Genomic DNA, 18,366 nt, shown 5'->3' with positions numbered 1-18,366 from the left:
TCAAGCCAACAGAGGTCGAAAAATGAAGAAACTGATCATTGCACTTGCCGCCTCGGCCGCCCTTCTCGGCGGCTTCGTCAGCGGCGCCCAAGCCCAGGACAAGACGAAAGTCTGCTTCATCTATGTCGGCTCCAAGACGGATGGCGGCTGGACGCAGGCGCACGATATCGGCCGTCAGGAACTGCAGGCGCACTTCGGTGACAAGATAGAGACACCGTTCCTCGAAAACGTTCCGGAAGGCCCGGATGCCGAGCGCGCCATCGAGCGCATGGCCCGCTCAGGTTGCGCGATGGTCTTCACGACCTCCTTCGGCTTCATGGACGCGACCATCAAGGTGGCCGAGAAGTTCCCGGACGTGAAGTTCGAGCACGCTACCGGCTTCAAGGCCGCTGAAAATGTCGCCACCTACAATTCGCGCTTCTATGAAGGCCGCTACATCCAGGGCCAGATCGCCGCGAAGATTTCGGAAAAGGGTGTGGCCGGTTACATCGCCTCGTTCCCGATCCCCGAGGTGGTGATGGGCATCAATGCCTTCATTCTCGGTGCGCAGTCGGTCAATCCTGACTTCAAGCTCAAGGTCGTCTGGGCCAACACCTGGTTCGATCCGGGCAAGGAAGCCGATGCGGCCAAGGCGTTGATCGACCAGGGCGTCGACGTGCTGACGCAGCATACCGATACCACCGCGCCCATGCAGGTTGCGGCAGAGCGCGGCATCAAGGCGTTTGGCCAGGCATCCGACATGATCAAGGCCGGACCGGAGACCCAGTTGACCGCGATCGTCGACACCTGGGGTGCCTATTACATCAAGCGTACGCAGGCGCTGCTGGACGGCAACTGGAAGTCCGAGCAGATCTGGGACGGCCTGAAGGACGGCATTCTGACCATGGCGCCCTATACGAACATGCCGGATGACGTGAAGGCGATGGCAGAAGAAACCGAAGCAAAGATCAAGTCGGGCGAGCTGCATCCATTCACCGGACCGGTCAAGAAGCAGGACGGTTCTGACTGGCTCGCGGAAGGCGAGAAGGCCGAAGACGGCGCTCTCCTCGGCATGAACTTCTACGTTGCCGGCGTGGACGACAAGCTGCCGCAGTAAGGCAATGGCATCATGCAGGAAGGGCGCCTTCAAGGGCGCCCTTTTTGTTGCAGCGAGAAACAAGCCGTTTATCGCCTGTCAATCGAGTTGCTGCTAAGTGCCGCTCGACTGAATCGAGGAAATCCATCATGACCCGCACCTGCCTGGCCGTCATTCTTGCCGCTGGCGACAGCACCCGCATGAAGTCGTCAATGTCGAAGGTTCTTCACCCCGTGGCTGGACTGCCGATGATCGGGCACGTGATGCGAGCTGTCGCCTCGGCCGGGATATCGGACGTCGCCCTCGTGCTCGGACGCGATGCAGATGCGGTGGCCAAGGCGGCTGAGATCGATGGGGTGGCAGTCCGTACCTTCCTGCAGACGGAACGGCTTGGAACGGGCCATGCGGTCTTAACTGCGCGTGACGCGCTCTCTGCAGGCTTCGATGACGTTCTGGTCACCTATGGAGATGCGCCGCTTGTCACCGCGGAGCCGCTGGCAGCAGCGCGGGCGGAAATCGCGAAGGGGGCAGATGTTGCAGTCATCGGATTTCACACGGAGCGCCCCACAGGCTACGGGCGGCTGCTCGTCAAGAACGGCGAACTCGTCGCCATCCGCGAGGAGAAGGACGCGACCGAGGAAGAGCGACAGGTCACCTGGTGCAACAGCGGCATCATGGCGATCAATGGTCACAAGGCGCTCGAGCTTCTGGATCGCATCGGCAACGACAACGCCAAGGGGGAATACTACCTGACCGATCTTGTCGAGATCGTCCGCGCTGCCGGCGGCAAGGCTGTGGCGGTCGATGCGCCCGAAGCCGAAATGGCCGGCTGCAACAATCGCGCCGAACTTGCGGTGCTGGAGAGGCTTTGGCAGGAGCGGCGCCGGCATGAGATCATGCTGGCGGGTGTGACCATGATCGCGCCCGAAACAGTTTTTCTTGCACATGACACGACCATTGGCCAGGACGCGGTGATCGAGCCGAACGTCGTTTTCGGACCCGGGGTCACGGTGGATGCCGGCGCCGTCATTCACGCCTTCTCCCACCTCGAGGGAGCACATGTCAGTGCTGGCGCAACGGTCGGTCCGTTCGCGCGGCTGCGTCCGGGCGCGAACCTCGCGGCAAAGGCGAAGGTCGGGAACTTCTGCGAGGTCAAGAAGGCCGAAATTGGCGAAGGGGCGAAGGTCAACCACCTGACCTATATCGGCGACGCTGTCGTAGGCGCGCATGCGAACATCGGCGCGGGCACGATCACCTGCAACTATGACGGCGTCAACAAGCACCTGACCCAGATCGGCGCCGGCGCCTTCATCGGCTCAAACTCGGCGCTGGTCGCGCCGGTCGCGATCGGGGAGGGCGCCTATGTAGGCTCCGGAAGCGTCGTGACGGAGGACGTGCCGGCGAATGCCCTTGCGTTGGCGCGCGCGCGCCAGGAAATAAAGCCTGAGCGAGCCAAGGCGATCCGCGAGCGCGCGTTGGCCCTCAAGGCCGCCACCAAGGCGAACAAGTGAAGCGCTCCACGGTAACCTTCCGACACGCAAAGTGACCGGCAAGGGAATTGCAGCAGTCCGTTTATCGATTAGAACTCCCGCGACATCACGGGAACAATGAGGTTTTGAATGTGCGGGATCGTTGGCATTGTCGGTAAGGAGCCAGTGGCGGATCGATTGGTGGATGCGCTGAAGCGGCTCGAATATCGAGGCTACGACTCGGCCGGTGTTGCGACGATCCACGAGGGACACCTGGCCCGCCGACGGGCGGAGGGCAAGCTGGTCAATCTGGCGAGGAAACTCGCGGCTGATCCTTTGCCAGGAAATGTCGGCATCGCCCATACCCGCTGGGCCACCCATGGCGCTCCCAACGAGACCAATGCCCATCCGCATATCGTGGACGGCGTGGCGGTCGTTCACAACGGCATCATCGAAAACTTCTCCGAGCTGAAGGAGCGGTTGCTGGCTGAGGGGGTCACTTTCGAGACGCAGACGGACACGGAAGTGGTCGGCCAGCTGATCGCGCGCAACCTGCGGGCCGGAATGGGGCGGCGCGAGGCCATGCAGGCCATGCTGAAGGAGATCACCGGCGCCTATGCGCTGGCCGTCATCTTCGCGGATGATCCGTCGACCATCATGGCAGCCCGCTCCGGCCCGCCGCTGGCAATCGGGTTCGGTGATGGCGAGACCTACCTCGGTTCAGATGCGATTGCGCTTGCGCCGCTCACGAACGAGATCACCTACCTCGTAGATGGCGATTGGGCCGTTATTGGTCGCGAAGGAGCCTTCATCTTCGACCATGAGGGCAACCGGATGGAGCGGCCACGCCAGATCACGCAGGCCGCCGCCTATTTCGTCGACAAGGGCAACCATCGGCACTTCATGGAGAAGGAGATCCACGAGCAGCCGGAAGTGGTCTCCCATGCGCTCGCGCATTATGTCGATCTCGGCAATCACACCGTCGATCCGGCGGCCACCGGGCTCATCGATTTTTCCTCCCTGCGCGGCCTTGCGATCTCTGCCTGCGGCACGGCCTATCTTTCCGGGCTGATCGGCAAGTACTGGTTCGAGCGCTATGCGCGCCTGCCGGTCGAGATCGATGTCGCTTCGGAATTCCGTTATCGCGAAATTCCGCTTTCCGCTGACCAGGCGGCCCTCTTCATTTCCCAGTCCGGCGAGACCGCCGATACTCTTGCGTCGCTTCGCTACTGCCGCGAGGCCGGGCTGAAGATCGGCGCGGTCGTCAACGTCAAGGAATCGACCATCGCACGGGAATCGGATGCCATCTTCCCGATCCTCGCGGGGCCGGAGATCGGTGTTGCTTCAACGAAGGCGTTCACATGCCAGCTTACCGTCCTGGCATCGCTCGCGATTGCCGCCGGCAGGGCACGCGGGACGATATCGGAGGCCGAGGAGAAACAACTGATCAAGAGCCTGGCGGAGATGCCGCGGCTCATGAACGCCGTGCTCAACACTATCGAACCCCAGATCGAAGCGCTGGCGCGCGAACTCTCGCGCTACAAGGACGTGCTGTACCTCGGTCGCGGCACCAGCTACCCGCTTGCGATGGAAGGGGCGCTTAAGCTCAAGGAAATTTCCTACATCCACGCAGAGGGATATGCGGCCGGGGAACTGAAACACGGCCCCATCGCGCTGATTGACGAAAACATGCCGGTGATCGTGATCGCTCCCCACGACCGGTTCTTCGAGAAGACCGTTTCGAACATGCAGGAGGTCGCGGCGCGCGGCGGCAAGATCATCTTCGTCACGGACGAAAAAGGCGCCGCTGCCTCGAAGTTGCCGACCATGGCGACAATTACGCTCCCGAACGTGGCTGAGATCGTTTCGCCGATGATCTACTCTCTGCCAATTCAGCTTCTCGCCTACCACACCGCCGTCTTCATGGGCACGGATGTGGATCAACCGCGCAACCTTGCGAAGTCCGTGACTGTGGAGTGAGCCACTCGCCGAGCGGGCGAGACCATCCCATCGGGGCGCCCCTGGTGCGCGCAGTGGGGTGCCTAAATCTGGATATCCCGCCCTTGCATGGCGGGGTCCCCTCGGGCATGGTCGCTTCGACCTGACCACTTTTATGCGATGCAGCATGACGGCGAGACGATGAACGATAGCCCAGAGCGCATTTCGCTGGCGACGCGCATCCGCAACAACTTCCTGACCGGATTGATCATCTGTGCGCCGCTGGCCATTACCATATGGCTGACCTTCAGCTTCATCCGCTGGGCGGACAGCTGGGTGAAACCCTATATTCCGGCTCGCTACAACCCGGAGAACTATCTGGACGTGGCCATGCCCGGGTTGGGGATGGTGATCGCGATCACCCTGATCACTCTGATCGGTTTCCTGGGAAAGAACCTGATCGGCCGCTCGATCGTCAGCTTTGGCGAGTCGGTGCTGCACCGTATGCCCCTCGTCCGAACGATCTACAAGAGCCTGAAACAGATCTTCGAGACGGTGCTGAAGGAACAGTCCACTTCCTTCAAGAAGTGTGGGCTGATCGAGTTTCCGAGCCCCGGCAGTTGGGCACTCGTGTTCATTTCCGGCGACGCCCAGGGCGAGATTGCGGCCCGTCTGAACGAGCACGGCGAGGAGATGGTCTGCGTTTTCCTGGCGCCGACGCCGGTGCCGACTGCAGGCTTTCTCATGTTCGTGCCGCGCAGCAAGATCGTCATGCTGGACATGACGCCGGAGGAGGGGGCCAAGCTTCTGATCTCGGGAGGGCTGCTTGCGCCAGAGTATCGGCCGAAAGCCGGTCCGACGGTGATTTCATCGAATGTCAGCCCGCTCCAAGGAACCTGACGGCTTCATCGCGGCGGAACAGATAGAGCAGGGTGCGGACGTTCTTCCCGCGTTCGCTAGTCAGGTCCGGATCCTTCTCGATGAGATAGCCGGCATCCTTGCGGGCGATCTCCAGCAGGTCCGCATGGGCCTCAAGGCTCGCGATACGGAAGCCGGGCGTCCCGGATTGACGCGTGCCTAGGAGTTCGCCTTCACCACGCAGCTTCAGGTCCTCTTCCGCGATCAGGAAACCGTCTTCGCTGTCGCGCAGGATCGACAGGCGAGCATGTCCCGTCTCGCTCAGCGGCCCCTTGTAGAGAAGGATGCAGGTGGAGGCGTCTGCTCCTCGGCCCACGCGACCACGCAACTGGTGTAGCTGGGCGAGTCCAAATCGCTCGGCATGCTCGATGACCATGATCGTCGCATCCGGCACATCAACGCCGACTTCGACTACCGTTGTTGCGACGAGCAATCGCACAGTGCCGGCTTTGAAGGCAGCCATCACGGCATCCTTGTCCGCTCCGGACATGCGGCCGTGGACCAAGCCGACGTCGCGGCCAAACTCCTTGGCCAGCACGGCGAACCGCTCTTCTGCCGACATCAGGTCCGAAGCCTCCGACTCCTCCACCAGCGGGCAGATCCAATAGGCCTTCTTGCCCTCTGACAACGCGGTCCTCAGCCGAGCGACAATCTCACCGGTGCGCTCCGTCGGGATCGTTACGGTCTGGATGGGCTTGCGCCCTGCCGGCTTCTCAGTGAGCTTGGAGACGTCCATGTCACCGAAGGCGGCGAGCACAAGCGTGCGCGGTATGGGTGTCGCCGTCATCACCAGCATATGCGGCGTGACGCCCTTCGCCGTCAGCCGAAGCCGCTGGTGGACACCGAAGCGGTGCTGCTCGTCGACCACGGCCAGAACCAGATCGTGATAATTGACCGCATCCTGGAAGAGAGCGTGGGTGCCTATGATGATCTGGGCCTCACCCGAAGCAATCCTCTCGACGATCGCGTCTCTCTCGCGACCTTTCGTCCGTCCCGTCAGGACGTCCACTGAAAGGCCGACGGCCGCCGCCAGCTTTGATATGGTCGCATAATGCTGTCGGGCGAGGATTTCCGTCGGCGCCATCAGCACCGCCTGACCTCCGGCCTCGACCGCGGCAGCCATCGCCATCAAGGCGACGAGCGTCTTTCCCGCCCCGACATCGCCCTGCAGCAGGCGCAGCATGCGATCTTCGCCCGCCATATCATTCAAGATATCGGCGACGGCACGTTCCTGGCTGTCGGTGAGGGCGAAGGGGAGGGTGGAGCGTATCCGGTTCGCCAACTGGCCCGTCGAACGCACGGGTCGGCCAGGCACCCGGCGAAGGCGCTGGCGCACCAGCGCGAGAGACATCTGTCCGGCCAGGAACTCATCATAAGCGAGTCGCCGCCGAGCAGCGGACCGCGGGTCGGTGTCGGTTTCGTCACGCGGATCGTGCAGCCGGCGAAAGCTCTCGGAAAGGCAGGGAAACCCTTGACGCTCCACCAGGGTGGCATCGAGCCAGTCCGGGAGTTCGGGCATGCGGACCAGGGCGGCATCCACCGCTCTCCTCAGGACTTTCGGTGAAAGGCCGGCGGTGAGGGGATAGACCGGCTCCACCAGCGGCAGGTTGTCGGCCTCCGACATCTTCACCATGAAGTCCGGATGGACCATCGAAGCGCGCCCGTTGAACCAGTCGACCTTGCCGCTCACCATGACCTCTTCGTCGAGCGGCAGCGCTTTCTCCAACCAATTGCCCTTGACGCGGAAGAAGGTCAGGGCAAGTTCGCCCGTCTCGTCGTGAAGGAAGACACGGTAGGGCAGGTTCGCTTTTCCCGGAGGCGGCGGCTGGTGGCGGTCGACCCGGCCCTGGATGGTGACGATGGCGCCCTGCGGAGCCAGCGCTATCCCCGGCCTGTTGCGGCGGTCGATGATTGAAACGGGCGCATGGAAAAGAAGATCGATGATGCGGCAATCCTCCGCATCCTCTCGTCCCGTCACGCGCGCGATGAGTTCCGCGAGCTTGGGACCGACGCCCGGAAGGGATGCAACGGGCGAAAACAGCGGATCGAGGAGGGCGGGGCGCATGGGCGGCAAAATGCGATGGATTTCGACCGCTTTGCAAGGTGACGAAGCGGAAATTCCGACCTATATGGTCCGGGCTACACAAGGACTTTTCCATGACAGGACTGACACGCAGCAGCGCGGACCTCAGCCCCCGCCGTCGCCGCATCCTCTACCGCTGCTGGCACCGCGGCATTCGCGAAATGGATCTCGTCTTCGGCCAGTTCGCCGAAGAGGAGATCGCGGCGCTTTCCGACGCTGAGCTCGACGAGTTCGAAGCAATCATGGGCGAGGACGATCACGATCTGCATGCCTGGATCACGGGCGCAAAGCCGCTGCCCGAGCATTTGCAGACGCCGCTTTTCGCGCGAGTTGCTTCTTTCAGGCCAGACTTCGATCCGGTGACGACGGCGAGCCTGCAGGCGAAGTCAGAGCGATAGAAAATGATCCCAGGTTTCGATGCCAAGAAAATTGCCGCGGCCGGCAGCTCGCTGACTATCGGCAACGTTCCGCCCGGCATGGAGGCGCTGCTTCTGGCCGAGATGGCCAGGGCAGGTCAGCCGGTAGCCTTCATCATGTCGGATGGCCAGCGGATGGCCGATATCGAGCAGATGCTCGGCTTTATCGCGCCTGAAATCCCCGTCCTGACGCTGCCGGCCTGGGACTGTCTTCCCTATGACCGCGTCTCGCCCGGTGCTGATGTCTCCGCGCGTCGCTTGGCGGCGCTCTCCGGACTTATCGCCCATGCGCGCAAGCCGCATCCGGCGATCGTCCTCGTTACCGTCAATGCCATGCTGCAGAAGATTGCCCCCGCCGAGGTGATCGAAAGCCTGGCATTCTCGGCACGGCCGGGTAACAGCGTCCGCATGGACGATATCGCCGCGCGATTGGAGCGCAACGGTTTCGATCGCGTGCCGTCGGTGCGTGAGGTGGGCGAATTCGCCGTACGCGGCGGCATTCTCGATGTGTTCGTTCCAGGGAACGAAGAGCCCGTCCGCCTCGATTTCTTCGGCGACACGCTGGAGACCATCCGGACATTTGACCCCGCCAGCCAGCGCACGACGGGGCAGGCGCGCTCACTCGACCTCAACCCGATGAGCGAGGTGTCGCTGACACCGGATACCATCAGCCGGTTCCGGACCAACTACCTGTCGCTCTTCGGCGCCGCCACACGAGATGATGCTCTCTACCAGGCAGTCTCGGAAGGACGACGCTATGCGGGGATGGAGCATTGGCTGCCGCTCTTCTACGAGCGTCTCGATACCGCGTTCGACTACCTGAAGGATTTCCGTCTCGTTACGGATCATACGGCCCGCGAGGCTGCCAACGAGCGTTCCAAGCTGATCGTCGACTACTACGAGGCCCGCCGCGACAGTGGCACGCAAGGCAAGGGAGCCGCTGCTCAGGCGGCGCCCTACAAGCCGATACCACCGGGGCAACTCTATCTGGATGCAAAGGCATTCTCCACCGCACTGGATGAGGTGAATTCAGTTCGGCTGACGCCATTCAACGAACATGACACCCAAGGCCGCCGCGTCATCGAGCTTGACGCACGGGTCGGTCCGCGCTGGGCGAAATCGCAGGCCGAAAAGGATGATCGAGACGAGCGCGTCAACGTCTTCGACCTGGCGGTCAAACACATCTCCGAAAGGCGATCTGCCGGCCGTAAGGTGCTAATCACGGGTTGGTCGGCGGGATCTCTCGACCGGTTGTTGCAGGTCCTCGAAGAACACGGGCTCCAGCGCGTCAAGCCGATCGAAGCGTTCGCTGATCTGGAGAAGCTCGAAAAGGGTGAAGCCGCATCGGCCGTTCTCAATCTGGAAGCAGGCTTCGAAACCGACAGCTTCGCCGTCATCGGCGAACAGGACATCCTCGGTGACAGGATGGTCCGCCGCGGCAGGAGACGAAAGCGCGGCAGCGACTTCATCTCGGAAGTCTCCGGTCTCGACGAAGGGTCGCTCGTGGTTCATGCGGAACACGGGATCGGGCGCTTTGTCGGGCTCGTGACGATCGAGGCGGCCGGCGCGCCCCGCGCCTGTCTTGAACTCCACTATGCCGACCAGGCCAAGCTGTTCCTGCCGGTCGAGAATATCGACCTCCTGTCCCGCTACGGATCGGATGCCGCCGAAGCGGCGCTGGACAAGCTCGGCGGTGGAGCCTGGCAGGCCCGCAAGGCGAAGCTCAAGAAGCGCCTGCTGGACATGGCCGAAGGGCTGATCAGGGTCGCAGCCAGCCGGATCACGCGTCGCGCGCCTGTTCTAGCGGCCCCTGACGGCCTCTACGACGAGTTTGCGGCCCGTTTCCCCTATGACGAAACCGAGGATCAGGACAGCGCCATCGAGGCCGTCCGGGACGACCTGGCGGCCGGCAAGCCGATGGACCGGCTTGTGTGCGGCGACGTCGGCTTCGGCAAGACGGAGGTCGCCCTTCGCGCGGCCTTCCTCGCCGCAATGAACGGGGGCCAGGTGGCTGTCGTCGTCCCAACCACACTTCTGGCGCGGCAACACTACAAGACATTTCGGGAGCGCTTCCGCGGCCTTCCGATCAAGGTGGCCCAAGCCTCCCGTCTGGTCCCGACCAAGGAACTCAACCAGGTCAAGAAAGATCTGGCAGAGGGGAAGGTCGACATCGTGGTCGGCACCCACGCGCTTCTAGGAAGCGGCATCAGCTTCGCCAACCTCGCCCTCCTGATCATCGACGAGGAGCAGCATTTTGGCGTCAAGCACAAGGAGAGGCTGAAGGAGCTCAAGAGCGACGTGCATGTGCTGACGCTTTCGGCCACCCCGATCCCCAGAACGCTGCAACTGGCGATGACGGGTGTCCGCGAACTCTCGCTCATCACCACGCCGCCGGTGGACCGCATGGCGGTGCGCACCTTCATCTCGCCCTTCGATCCGCTGGTGATCCGCGAGACTCTGATGCGCGAGCACTATCGAGGCGGCCAGAGCTTCTATGTCTGTCCGCGCCTTGCCGACCTGCCCGACATCCAGGCCTTCCTGCAATCGGATGTGCCGGAGTTGAAGGTGGCGGTCGCGCACGGACAAATGGCGTCCGGTGAACTGGAAGACATCATGAATGCCTTCTACGACGGAAAGTACGACGTCCTTCTGTCAACGACGATCGTGGAGTCGGGGCTCGACGTACCGACCGCCAATACCCTGATCGTCCACCGCGCCGACATGTTCGGGCTAGCCCAGCTCTATCAGTTGCGCGGCCGTGTCGGGCGCTCGAAGGTACGTGCGTTCGCGCTGTTCACACTGCCGGTCAACAAGCAACTTACGGCAACGGCGGAGCGACGCCTGAAGGTGCTCCAGTCGCTCGACACGCTGGGCGCGGGCTTCCAGCTCGCCAGCCACGACCTCGACATCCGTGGCGCAGGGAACCTGCTTGGAGAGGAACAGTCGGGTCACCTCAAAGAAGTCGGATTCGAGCTCTACCAGCAGATGCTGGAGGAGGCCGTGGCCGAGGTCCGAGGCGATGACGAGATCGTCGACACCGGCTGGTCGCCGCAGATATCGGTCGGGATCACCGTGATGATCCGCGAGGATTACGTTCCTGACCTGCATCTGCGCATGAGCCTCTACCGTCGGCTCGGTGAACTGACCGACCTCAAGGAGATCGACGGCTTCGGCGCGGAAATGATTGACCGTTTCGGCCCGCTGCCGTCCGAGGTGCAGAACCTGCTCAAGGTCGTCTACGTGAAATCGCTCTGCCGTACCGCAAACGTCGAGAAGCTCGATGCTGGACCGAAAGGCCTCGTCGTCACCTTCCGAGACAAGCAGTTTCCGAATCCCGCCGGACTTGTGCAGTACATCGCCAAGCAGGGGACGATGGCGAAGATCCGTCCGGACCAGAGCGTCTTCCTGACCCGCGACCTCCCGACCCCAGACAAGCGGCTGGCGGTTGCGGCTCAGGTGATGAAGCAATTCGCCGCGATCGCGAAAGAAACGGAGTAGTGCCGGAAGCCGTCAGGTCGCGGCGATATCGTCAGTGGCCGCCAGGGCAGTTGCCGGCGGGTCGCTGACAACGGAGGCCGGTAGCGGCACGTTTCGCACGCGCTCGCGCGCCAGCGTCAGCAGTCCGGATCCGATGATCAGCAGGATGCCGAGCAGCATCGGCAGATCGACCGCATCGCCGAATACGAGGTAGCCGAAGAGGACCGCCCAGAGCATCTGGCTGTACTGCGTAGGGCCAACGACTGCTGCGGGTGCGTGAGCCGTGGCATGCATCAACAGGATGGTCGCAAGCGCGGCGAAGAGGCCATAACCGGCGAGCATCAGCCATTGCAGCGCGGAGGGCCAGGCGAAGCCGGGCAGCATCAGGACGCCGCAGACCAGCAGAGATCCCAGTACACCGGCGCCATAGAGCGATATGCCTTTTTCCCGATGGCCAATGGCGCGATAGACTACAATGGAGATCGCGCCGCTCAATCCCGCAAAGACCGCTGCGAGGTGACCGATGGAAAGCTCGCGAAATCCGGGGCGCAGTACCACCAGAACGCCGATGAGGCCGATGATGACTGCGCTCCAGCGGCGGATGCCGACCTGCTCCTTCAGGAAAACCACGGACATGATCGTGACAAAGGAGGGCAGCAGGAAGATGAGGGCGAAGGCCTCCGCCATGGAAAGATAGGTGAAGGCGGTGACGCTGGCGATGGTTCCGACTGCTGCCGCCAGCGCCCGCAATAGCCACAGCGGTCGGCTCGTGGTCCGCAGCATGTCCGAAAGTCGGTCCTCGCGCTTCATCAGGAACGGCAGGCCCACCAGACCGAACACCGCCCCCAGGAAGGCCATTTCGAAGGCGCTCAGCGCCCCCTCGATAAGTTTCACGCTCGCATCGCTCCAGGAGAAGGCCGCAAACGCGGCGACGGCGAGGAGCACTCCCTTCAAGGTCGGTTCGGCGGACATGGAGGCGGCCCGTCAAATCATGCCCTTGCGGGCTTCCGCCTTCATGCGCGCAATGTCGCGCAAGGCTTCAGCAAGCACCTCGGGCAGTTGCGCTCCACTGACGGCATACTGGCCGTCGAAGATCAGGAACGGGACACCGTTGACGCCCATCTGCCGGGCGGCCTCTATTTCGTCGAGTATCTTGGCCTTGTCTGCATCCGACGCGAGCAGATTGGTGATCACGGCGGGGTTAAGCCCACATTGTTCGGCAATACCGATCAGCACATCACGGTCCGCGACGTTCGCACCATCCTCGAAATGGGCCTTGAACAAGGCAGTCGCCACACGGTCCTGGATCTCTCGACCCTCTATGGCCGCCCAGTGGAGAAGCCGATGCGCGTCGAGCGTGTTTGCGCGCACCTTGATGTTCTCGAAACGGAACGTGATGCCGATCTCGCGGCCGTGTTGCCTGAGGGTATCCTGCATCTCGTCGAGGCGCTCGGCGCCTCCCAGCTTGTTGATCAGGTGCGTGCGGTAGTCCGTGCCCGTGCTGCTCGCATCCGGATCTAACTGGTAGGGCCTCCAATTGACATCGACGCCGACCTCACCCTGCACCTCGGCGATTGCGAGCTCCAGCCGCGCCTTGCCCAGATAGCACCATGGGCAAACCACATCGGATACGACATCGATGGTAACGCGCTCCATGGCCGCATCCCTTCCTGAAATGGTAATGGCAGTCGGCTGTGGTCAGTCCTGTACGCGTTTGTCGAACCAGACGGGAAGCTGATAGCCGTAGAGAGGTGTCTTGTCTGGATAACCGATATAGCTACGCCGCGCCACCCATTGTTCCGGTACGTGGTAAAGCGGGACCAGATAGTGGCCGGCGATCAGCAGCCGGTCGTAGGCCCGGACTGCCGCCTCGAACTCCTCGCGGCTGCGAGCGCTCAGCATGGCCTCGATCGCGCGGTCGATGGTCGGATCGGCCACGCCGGCGAAATTGTTGCTTCCCTCGCGATCCCGCGAGACCGATCCCCAGCGGCCAACCTGTTCTATCCCCGGAGAGAGCGAGGAGGGGTAGGACTTCACGATCACATCATAATCGAAGGTGCCGGAGCGTGCCTGGTACTGCGCATCGTCCACCGTACGAATGGTTGCCTCGACGCCGATCATCCTAAGCGTCCGCTGGTAAGCGATTGCCAGCTTCTCCTGATCCTGTGTCTGGGTCATGATCTCGAAGCGAAGGGGGTTGCCGGATCCGTCGGACATCCTGCCGCCCTTGATCGTGTAACCGCCTTCCTTCAGAAGCTCGACGACACGACGCAGTATCTTTCGGTCCCCGCCCGAGGCATCGGTCTTGGGAATGCGGTAGCTGCCGTCGAGCACGGTGGGATCAAGGGCATCCTTCGCGTCTCCGAGAATTGCCAGTTCGCGCGGGTCAGCCGGCTTGCCGAGCGAAGAGAGAGAAGAGTTCTGCCAGAAGCTTTCCGTCCGCGTGTAGGCGCCCTCGAAAAGGTTCCTGTTGGCCCATTCGAAATCAAAGGCGAGCGCGAGCGCCTCGCGGACGTTTGGATCGGTGAAGACGGGGCGGCGCGTATTGAAGACGAAACCCAGCATGCCGGTCGGCACTTGCGGCCGGAAGGTGTCCTTGATCACGGCCCCGTTTTGGACATCAGGGAAGTCATAAGCCCGCGCCCAATGGGTCGGGCTCCCATCCGGATAGATGTCGACGACCCCCTTCTTGAAGGCCTCGAACAGGGTGTTCTCCTGCAGGAAGTACTCCACCGAGATCTGGTCATAGTTGTCGAACCCGACCTTGGCCGGAATGTCCTTGCCCCAATAGTCAGGGTTGCGCTCAAACACGATCCGTTGTCCCGGGGTCAGTGACTTCATCCTGTAGGGCCCGGAACCGACCGGGATCGCCAGCGAGGACTGCTCGAAAGCAGCGACGTCCGTGGCATGCTTCGGAAGGATCGGAGTCGCTGTTGCCAGGATCAGCGGGAATTCACGGTCCGATTTCTCGTTGAAGACAAACTTCACGGAATGCGTGCCGACCTTCTCCATCCGGGCCACCGGTGTCAGCCTGTTACTGAACGGCGTACGCCCCTTGTCTCGTAGGAGTTCCATCGTGAAGATCACGTCGTCCGGCGTCACCGGCTGACCGTCCGACCACTTGGCATTGGGATTGAGATTGAACTGGATGAAGCTGCGCTCCTCGTCCATCTCGACGCTTTTCGCCAACAGACCATAGAGAGTGAACGGCTCGTCCGCGGAGCGCTGCATCAGCGGTTCGAAGACGAGGTGTCCGAACTGCGGATCCCACATGCCGCGCGCAGTCGTGCGCATACTCTTCAGGATGAAGGGGTTGAGGCTGTCAAAGGTGCCGACCACGCCATAGCGAACACTGCCGCCTTTCTTCACGTCCGGCTTGGCATAGGGGAAATGCGTGTAGTTGGCGGGCAGCGCCGGCTCGCCATGCATGGCAATCGCGTGCAGAGGTTCGGCGGCGGCGGGCCAGGACATGCCGGCAAGCACCAGGAGCGGGATGAGGCGGCGCATGGTGTATCCTTCGGGAAGTCGAATCGGTCTTGGCCAAAATAGACCAACCATTGAACGGGACCAACCTCCTGCTCCCCGGGGGTGGGATCTTCCATGGTAACCGTCCTGCAAAAAACCCCCTCGGAAGGACTGGATATCACTCTGCCGCCGATGTAACAGGATGTCGAAGCCGGGAGTCATTCAATTGCCTCATTTCGCCGACAGGTGGAGTGCAGTAGGACACCCGATGGAGGGCGGCGAAAGCCGTACCCGGACCGATTTCAGGAGACGGATCTTTCGTTATGAAACTCAAGGTAAATACGGCTCTGCGGACGGCGATGTCCGCGCTCGCTCTTTCGTTCGCGGCATCCACCGTGCCCACCGCCGCGCTGGCGCAGGGTGCACCGGCAGCCGCAGGAGCAGGGGCGCCACCGCTTGGCTGGTTCAAGACCTGTACCAAGCAGGATGACAGCGACCTCTGCGTCGTTCAGAACATCATGCTCGCCCAGAACGGGCAGTTGGTGACCGCCGTCGGCCTGATCACCGTTGAAGGCAAGGTCAACCGCAAGATCCTTCAGGTCTCGGTGCCGACCGCACGACTGATACCGCCCGGCATCACCATGCAGATCGATGGCGGCAAGGGCCAGAAGCTCGATTATGCTGTCTGCCTTCCGGACAAGTGCACGGCAGAAGTGCCGCTGACGGATGCGATGATCGCCAGCCTCAAGAAGGGCGGTGAGGTCGTGTTCACGTCGATCAATTTCCGCCGCGCGCCCAATCCGATCAAGATTTCCCTGAACGGCTTCACCGGGGCCTTTGACGGAGAGCCGATCACGCAGTCGCAACTCGCTGAAAGCCAGCGTACTCTGCAGGAAGGCATGCAGAAGAAGGCCGAAGAAGCCCGCAAGAAGCTTGAAGACGCTCAGAACGCCGCCAAGCAGGGTCAATAATCCGGGCCTTCAGCCAACAATAAAAACGCCGGCCCTAGGCTGGCGTTTTTCGTTTGTGAGTGCTGTTGGACTTAGTGCGCGAACCCCATCTTCGGAGTCAGCCGCCCGCGGGGGCCTTCCTCGAAGATCTGGTAGACCTGCGGGTTGCGAAGCGGCATGTCGCTCTCGTCATGCTCGAGGTTCTGCTCCGACACATAGGCCACATATTCCGTCTCATCGTTTTCGGCCAGCAGGTGATAGAACGGCTGGTCCCGGTTCGGGCGGATCTCGGCGGGAATGGCATTCCACCATTCCTCGGAATTGGCAAACTCCGGATCCACGTCGAACACCACGCCACGGAACGGGAAAACCTTGTGGCGGACCACTTCACCGATAGTGAACTTAGCGCTGCGTTGTTTCATGGTGCGATATCCTTTCGCATCCTGATGTGGGAATAAAATCTCACCGCATCAAGGGGGTAATGCGAAGGCTCGGGGGATGTTCCGCCCCTACATATAGCCATGGAAAAGGCGGCGGGCATGGCCCGCCGCCTTCTTGTCTCGGCGTTGCCTGGATCAGGCCGAGTAGTACATGTCGAATTCGACGGGATGCGGCGTCATCTCGAAGCGCATGACTTCCGTCATCTTCAGCTCGATATAGGCGTCGATCTGGTCGTCGTCGAAAACGCCGCCGGCGGTCAGGAACTTGCGATCCTTGTCGAGGCTCTCGAGAGCTTCGCGCAGCGAACCGCAGACAGTCGGGATCTTCTTCAGTTCCTTCGGTGGGAGATCGTAAAGATCCTTGTCCATGGCCTTGCCGGGATGGATCTTGTTCTTGATGCCGTCGAGGCCCGCCATCAGCATGGCAGCGAAGCCGAGATAGGGGTTCGCCGTCGGATCGGGGAAGCGGACTTCGACGCGCTTTGCCTTCGGGCCGGTTCCGAAAGGAATGCGGCAGGACGCGGAACGGTTGCGGGCGGAATAGGCAAGCAATACCGGTGCTTCATACCCTGGAACGAGACGCTTGTAGGAATTCGTCGACGGGTTGGTGAAGGCGTTGATCGCCTTGGCATGCTTGATGATGCCCCCGATGTAGTAGAGGCAGGACTCCGAAAGGCCTGCATACTCATCGCCTGCGAAGGTCGGCTTGCCGTCTTTCCAGATCGACTGGTGAACGTGCATACCGGAGCCATTGTCGCCGAAGATCGGCTTCGGCATGAAGGTTGCCGTCTTGCCATAGGCGTTGGCGACCTGATGGACCACATACTTGTAGATCTGCATCTTGTCGGCATTGCGGACCAGGGTGTCGAACTTCACACCGAGTTCATGCTGTGCGGATGCCACCTCGTGGTGATGCTTCTCGACGACCACGCCCATCTCGGCCAGAACGGTCAGCATTTCCGAGCGCATGTCTTGGAGGCTGTCGACCGGGGGAACCGGGAAATAGCCGCCCTTCACGCGCGGACGGTGGCCGAGGTTGCCGGTTTCATAATCGGTATCGTCGTTGGACGGCAGTTCCGAGGAGTCGAGCTTGAACCCGGTGTTGAAGGGGTCCGCCTTGTACTTGACGTCGTCGAAGACGAAGAATTCGGGCTCGGGCCCGACATAGACGGTATCGCCGATTCCCGATGCCTTCAGGTAGGCTTCGGCCTTCTTGGCGGTACCGCGCGGGTCGCGGTTATAGGCTTCGCCGGACACTGGGTCGAGAATGTCGCAGACGACCACCATCGTCGACTGGGCGAAGAAGGGGTCCATGTGCACGGTGGCAGGGTCGGGCATGAGCACCATGTCGGACTCATTGATCGCCTTCCAGCCGCCGATTGAGGACCCGTCGAACATGACGCCGTCGGCGAACATGTCTTCATCGACGGCGGCGACGTCCATGGTGACGTGGTGAAGCTTGCCCCGGGGGTCCGTGAAACGCAGGTCGACGAACTTAACCTCGTTTTCCTTGATCTGCTTCATGATTTCGCTTGCGGTCGTCATTTGCTGCTTCCTTGAAATGTGATGACGAATTGTGCCGAGGCTGGGAGGCCTCGCGAACTAGATGGCGTCGACGCCCGTTTCGCCCGTTCGGATCCGGACGACTTCCTCGACATTAGAGACGAATATCTTTCCATCGCCGATGCGGCCGGTCTGGGCCGCGTTGCGAATGGCTTCTATGACGGCGTCGACGCTCTCGTCGGCGAGTACGACTTCGACCTTCACCTTGGGCAGAAAATCCACCACGTATTCGGCGCCGCGATAGAGCTCCGTATGGCCCTTCTGCCGCCCGAAGCCCTTCGCCTCCGTCACAGTTATGCCCTGCAGGCCGACCTCCTGAAGGGCTTCCTTCACTTCGTCCAGCTTGAACGGCTTGATGATGGCTTCGATCTTTTTCATGAGAAACTATCTCTCCCTGACGTGGCCGTTACCGGCGTCCCTACTAATGCAGGTATCATGCCAGTCTGCAAAGACGCTGGGGCAAAAAATTCCATGGCGGAAGCCAAAAGCAGGCGAGTGGTACGCCTCGGGGGATTTTCTCGATGGCTTCCACCGGCCTTCAATTTAGGCGGATGATGCTTTCATCGCCGCCG

Annotated in this window: 14 protein-coding genes; 7 read left to right on the top strand and 7 right to left on the bottom strand. The window is 61.7% G+C overall.

Annotated features, from left to right (window positions below; translation table 11 throughout):
- Nucleotides 1–22: 22 nt before the first annotated feature.
- The 4 genes from FN060_RS08185 (at nt 23) to FN060_RS08170 (ending at nt 5,382) form a co-directional block, all read left to right on the top strand.
- Nucleotides 23–1,096, top strand: coding sequence for a BMP family ABC transporter substrate-binding protein (locus FN060_RS08185; RefSeq protein WP_052638413.1), 1,074 nt, complete (start codon nt 23–25; stop codon nt 1,094–1,096).
- A 128-nt stretch (nt 1,097–1,224) separates the two neighbouring features.
- The gene (gene glmU / locus FN060_RS08180; protein WP_142587631.1) at nt 1,225–2,586 is read left to right on the top strand and encodes a bifunctional UDP-N-acetylglucosamine diphosphorylase/glucosamine-1-phosphate N-acetyltransferase GlmU; all 1,362 of its coding nucleotides are present in this window, start codon (nt 1,225–1,227) and stop codon (nt 2,584–2,586) included.
- 108 nt (nt 2,587–2,694) lie between these two features.
- Complete coding sequence (gene glmS, locus FN060_RS08175; RefSeq protein WP_142587630.1) at nt 2,695–4,524, top strand: glutamine--fructose-6-phosphate transaminase (isomerizing); 1,830 nt, start codon at nt 2,695–2,697, stop codon at nt 4,522–4,524.
- A gap of 159 nt (nt 4,525–4,683) precedes the next feature.
- Nucleotides 4,684–5,382 (top strand): DUF502 domain-containing protein, encoded by a 699-nt coding sequence (locus FN060_RS08170; RefSeq protein WP_142587629.1) that lies wholly within the window; start codon nt 4,684–4,686, stop codon nt 5,380–5,382.
- Here FN060_RS08170 and recG read toward each other — a convergent pair.
- Nucleotides 5,360–7,465, bottom strand: a complete 2,106-nt coding sequence (recG, locus tag FN060_RS08165) for an ATP-dependent DNA helicase RecG (RefSeq protein ID WP_142587628.1) — start codon at nt 7,463–7,465, stop codon at nt 5,360–5,362. The two genes, FN060_RS08170 and recG, sit on opposite strands and share 23 nt — an antisense overlap.
- 92 nt (nt 7,466–7,557) lie before the next feature.
- Between recG and FN060_RS08160 the strand changes: the two genes are divergently transcribed.
- Together FN060_RS08160 and mfd are read left to right on the top strand one after the other, a co-directional pair.
- Nucleotides 7,558–7,881 (top strand): FAD assembly factor SdhE, encoded by a 324-nt coding sequence (locus FN060_RS08160; protein WP_142587627.1) that lies wholly within the window; start codon nt 7,558–7,560, stop codon nt 7,879–7,881.
- A 3-nt stretch (nt 7,882–7,884) separates the two neighbouring features.
- Nucleotides 7,885–11,397, top strand: coding sequence for a transcription-repair coupling factor (gene mfd / locus FN060_RS08155; RefSeq protein WP_142587626.1), 3,513 nt, complete (start codon nt 7,885–7,887; stop codon nt 11,395–11,397).
- A gap of 12 nt (nt 11,398–11,409) precedes the next feature.
- On the opposite strand, the gene FN060_RS08150 is transcribed toward mfd, so the two are convergent.
- The 3 genes from FN060_RS08150 to FN060_RS08140 are packed head-to-tail and all read right to left on the bottom strand — an operon-like array spanning nt 11,410 to nt 14,883.
- Entirely contained in the window at nt 11,410–12,348 is a 939-nt protein-coding gene (locus FN060_RS08150; RefSeq protein ID WP_142587625.1) for a DMT family transporter, read from the bottom strand.
- 12 nt (nt 12,349–12,360) lie between these two features.
- Entirely contained in the window at nt 12,361–13,032 is a 672-nt protein-coding gene (locus FN060_RS08145; protein WP_142587624.1) for a DsbA family oxidoreductase, read from the bottom strand.
- A gap of 42 nt (nt 13,033–13,074) precedes the next feature.
- The gene (locus FN060_RS08140; RefSeq protein WP_142587623.1) at nt 13,075–14,883 is read right to left on the bottom strand and encodes an extracellular solute-binding protein; all 1,809 of its coding nucleotides are present in this window, start codon (nt 14,881–14,883) and stop codon (nt 13,075–13,077) included.
- 281 nt (nt 14,884–15,164) lie between these two features.
- On the opposite strand from FN060_RS08140, the gene FN060_RS08135 reads away from it, so the two are divergent.
- Complete coding sequence (locus tag FN060_RS08135) at nt 15,165–15,812, top strand: invasion associated locus B family protein (protein WP_142587622.1); 648 nt, start codon at nt 15,165–15,167, stop codon at nt 15,810–15,812.
- A 71-nt stretch (nt 15,813–15,883) separates the two neighbouring features.
- Here FN060_RS08135 and hspQ read toward each other — a convergent pair whose 3' ends face one another.
- From hspQ to FN060_RS08120, 3 genes are all read right to left on the bottom strand, one after another.
- Entirely contained in the window at nt 15,884–16,213 is a 330-nt protein-coding gene (gene hspQ, locus FN060_RS08130; RefSeq protein ID WP_052638403.1) for a heat shock protein HspQ, read from the bottom strand.
- A 153-nt stretch (nt 16,214–16,366) separates the two neighbouring features.
- Nucleotides 16,367–17,776, bottom strand: a complete 1,410-nt coding sequence (gene glnA, locus FN060_RS08125) for a type I glutamate--ammonia ligase (RefSeq protein WP_052638402.1) — start codon at nt 17,774–17,776, stop codon at nt 16,367–16,369.
- Nucleotides 17,777–17,833: 57 nt separating this feature from the next.
- Nucleotides 17,834–18,172 (bottom strand): P-II family nitrogen regulator, encoded by a 339-nt coding sequence (locus FN060_RS08120; protein ID WP_052638401.1) that lies wholly within the window; start codon nt 18,170–18,172, stop codon nt 17,834–17,836.
- Nucleotides 18,173–18,366 lie beyond the last annotated feature (194 nt).

The sequence above is a fragment of the Pseudorhizobium halotolerans genome (assembly GCF_902153235.2).
In the GTDB taxonomy this organism is placed as follows: Bacteria; Pseudomonadota; Alphaproteobacteria; order Rhizobiales; family Rhizobiaceae; genus Neorhizobium; species Neorhizobium flavum.
Note: the sequence above shows the minus strand (reverse complement) of the source record. Positions and strands in the feature narration are given on the sequence as shown.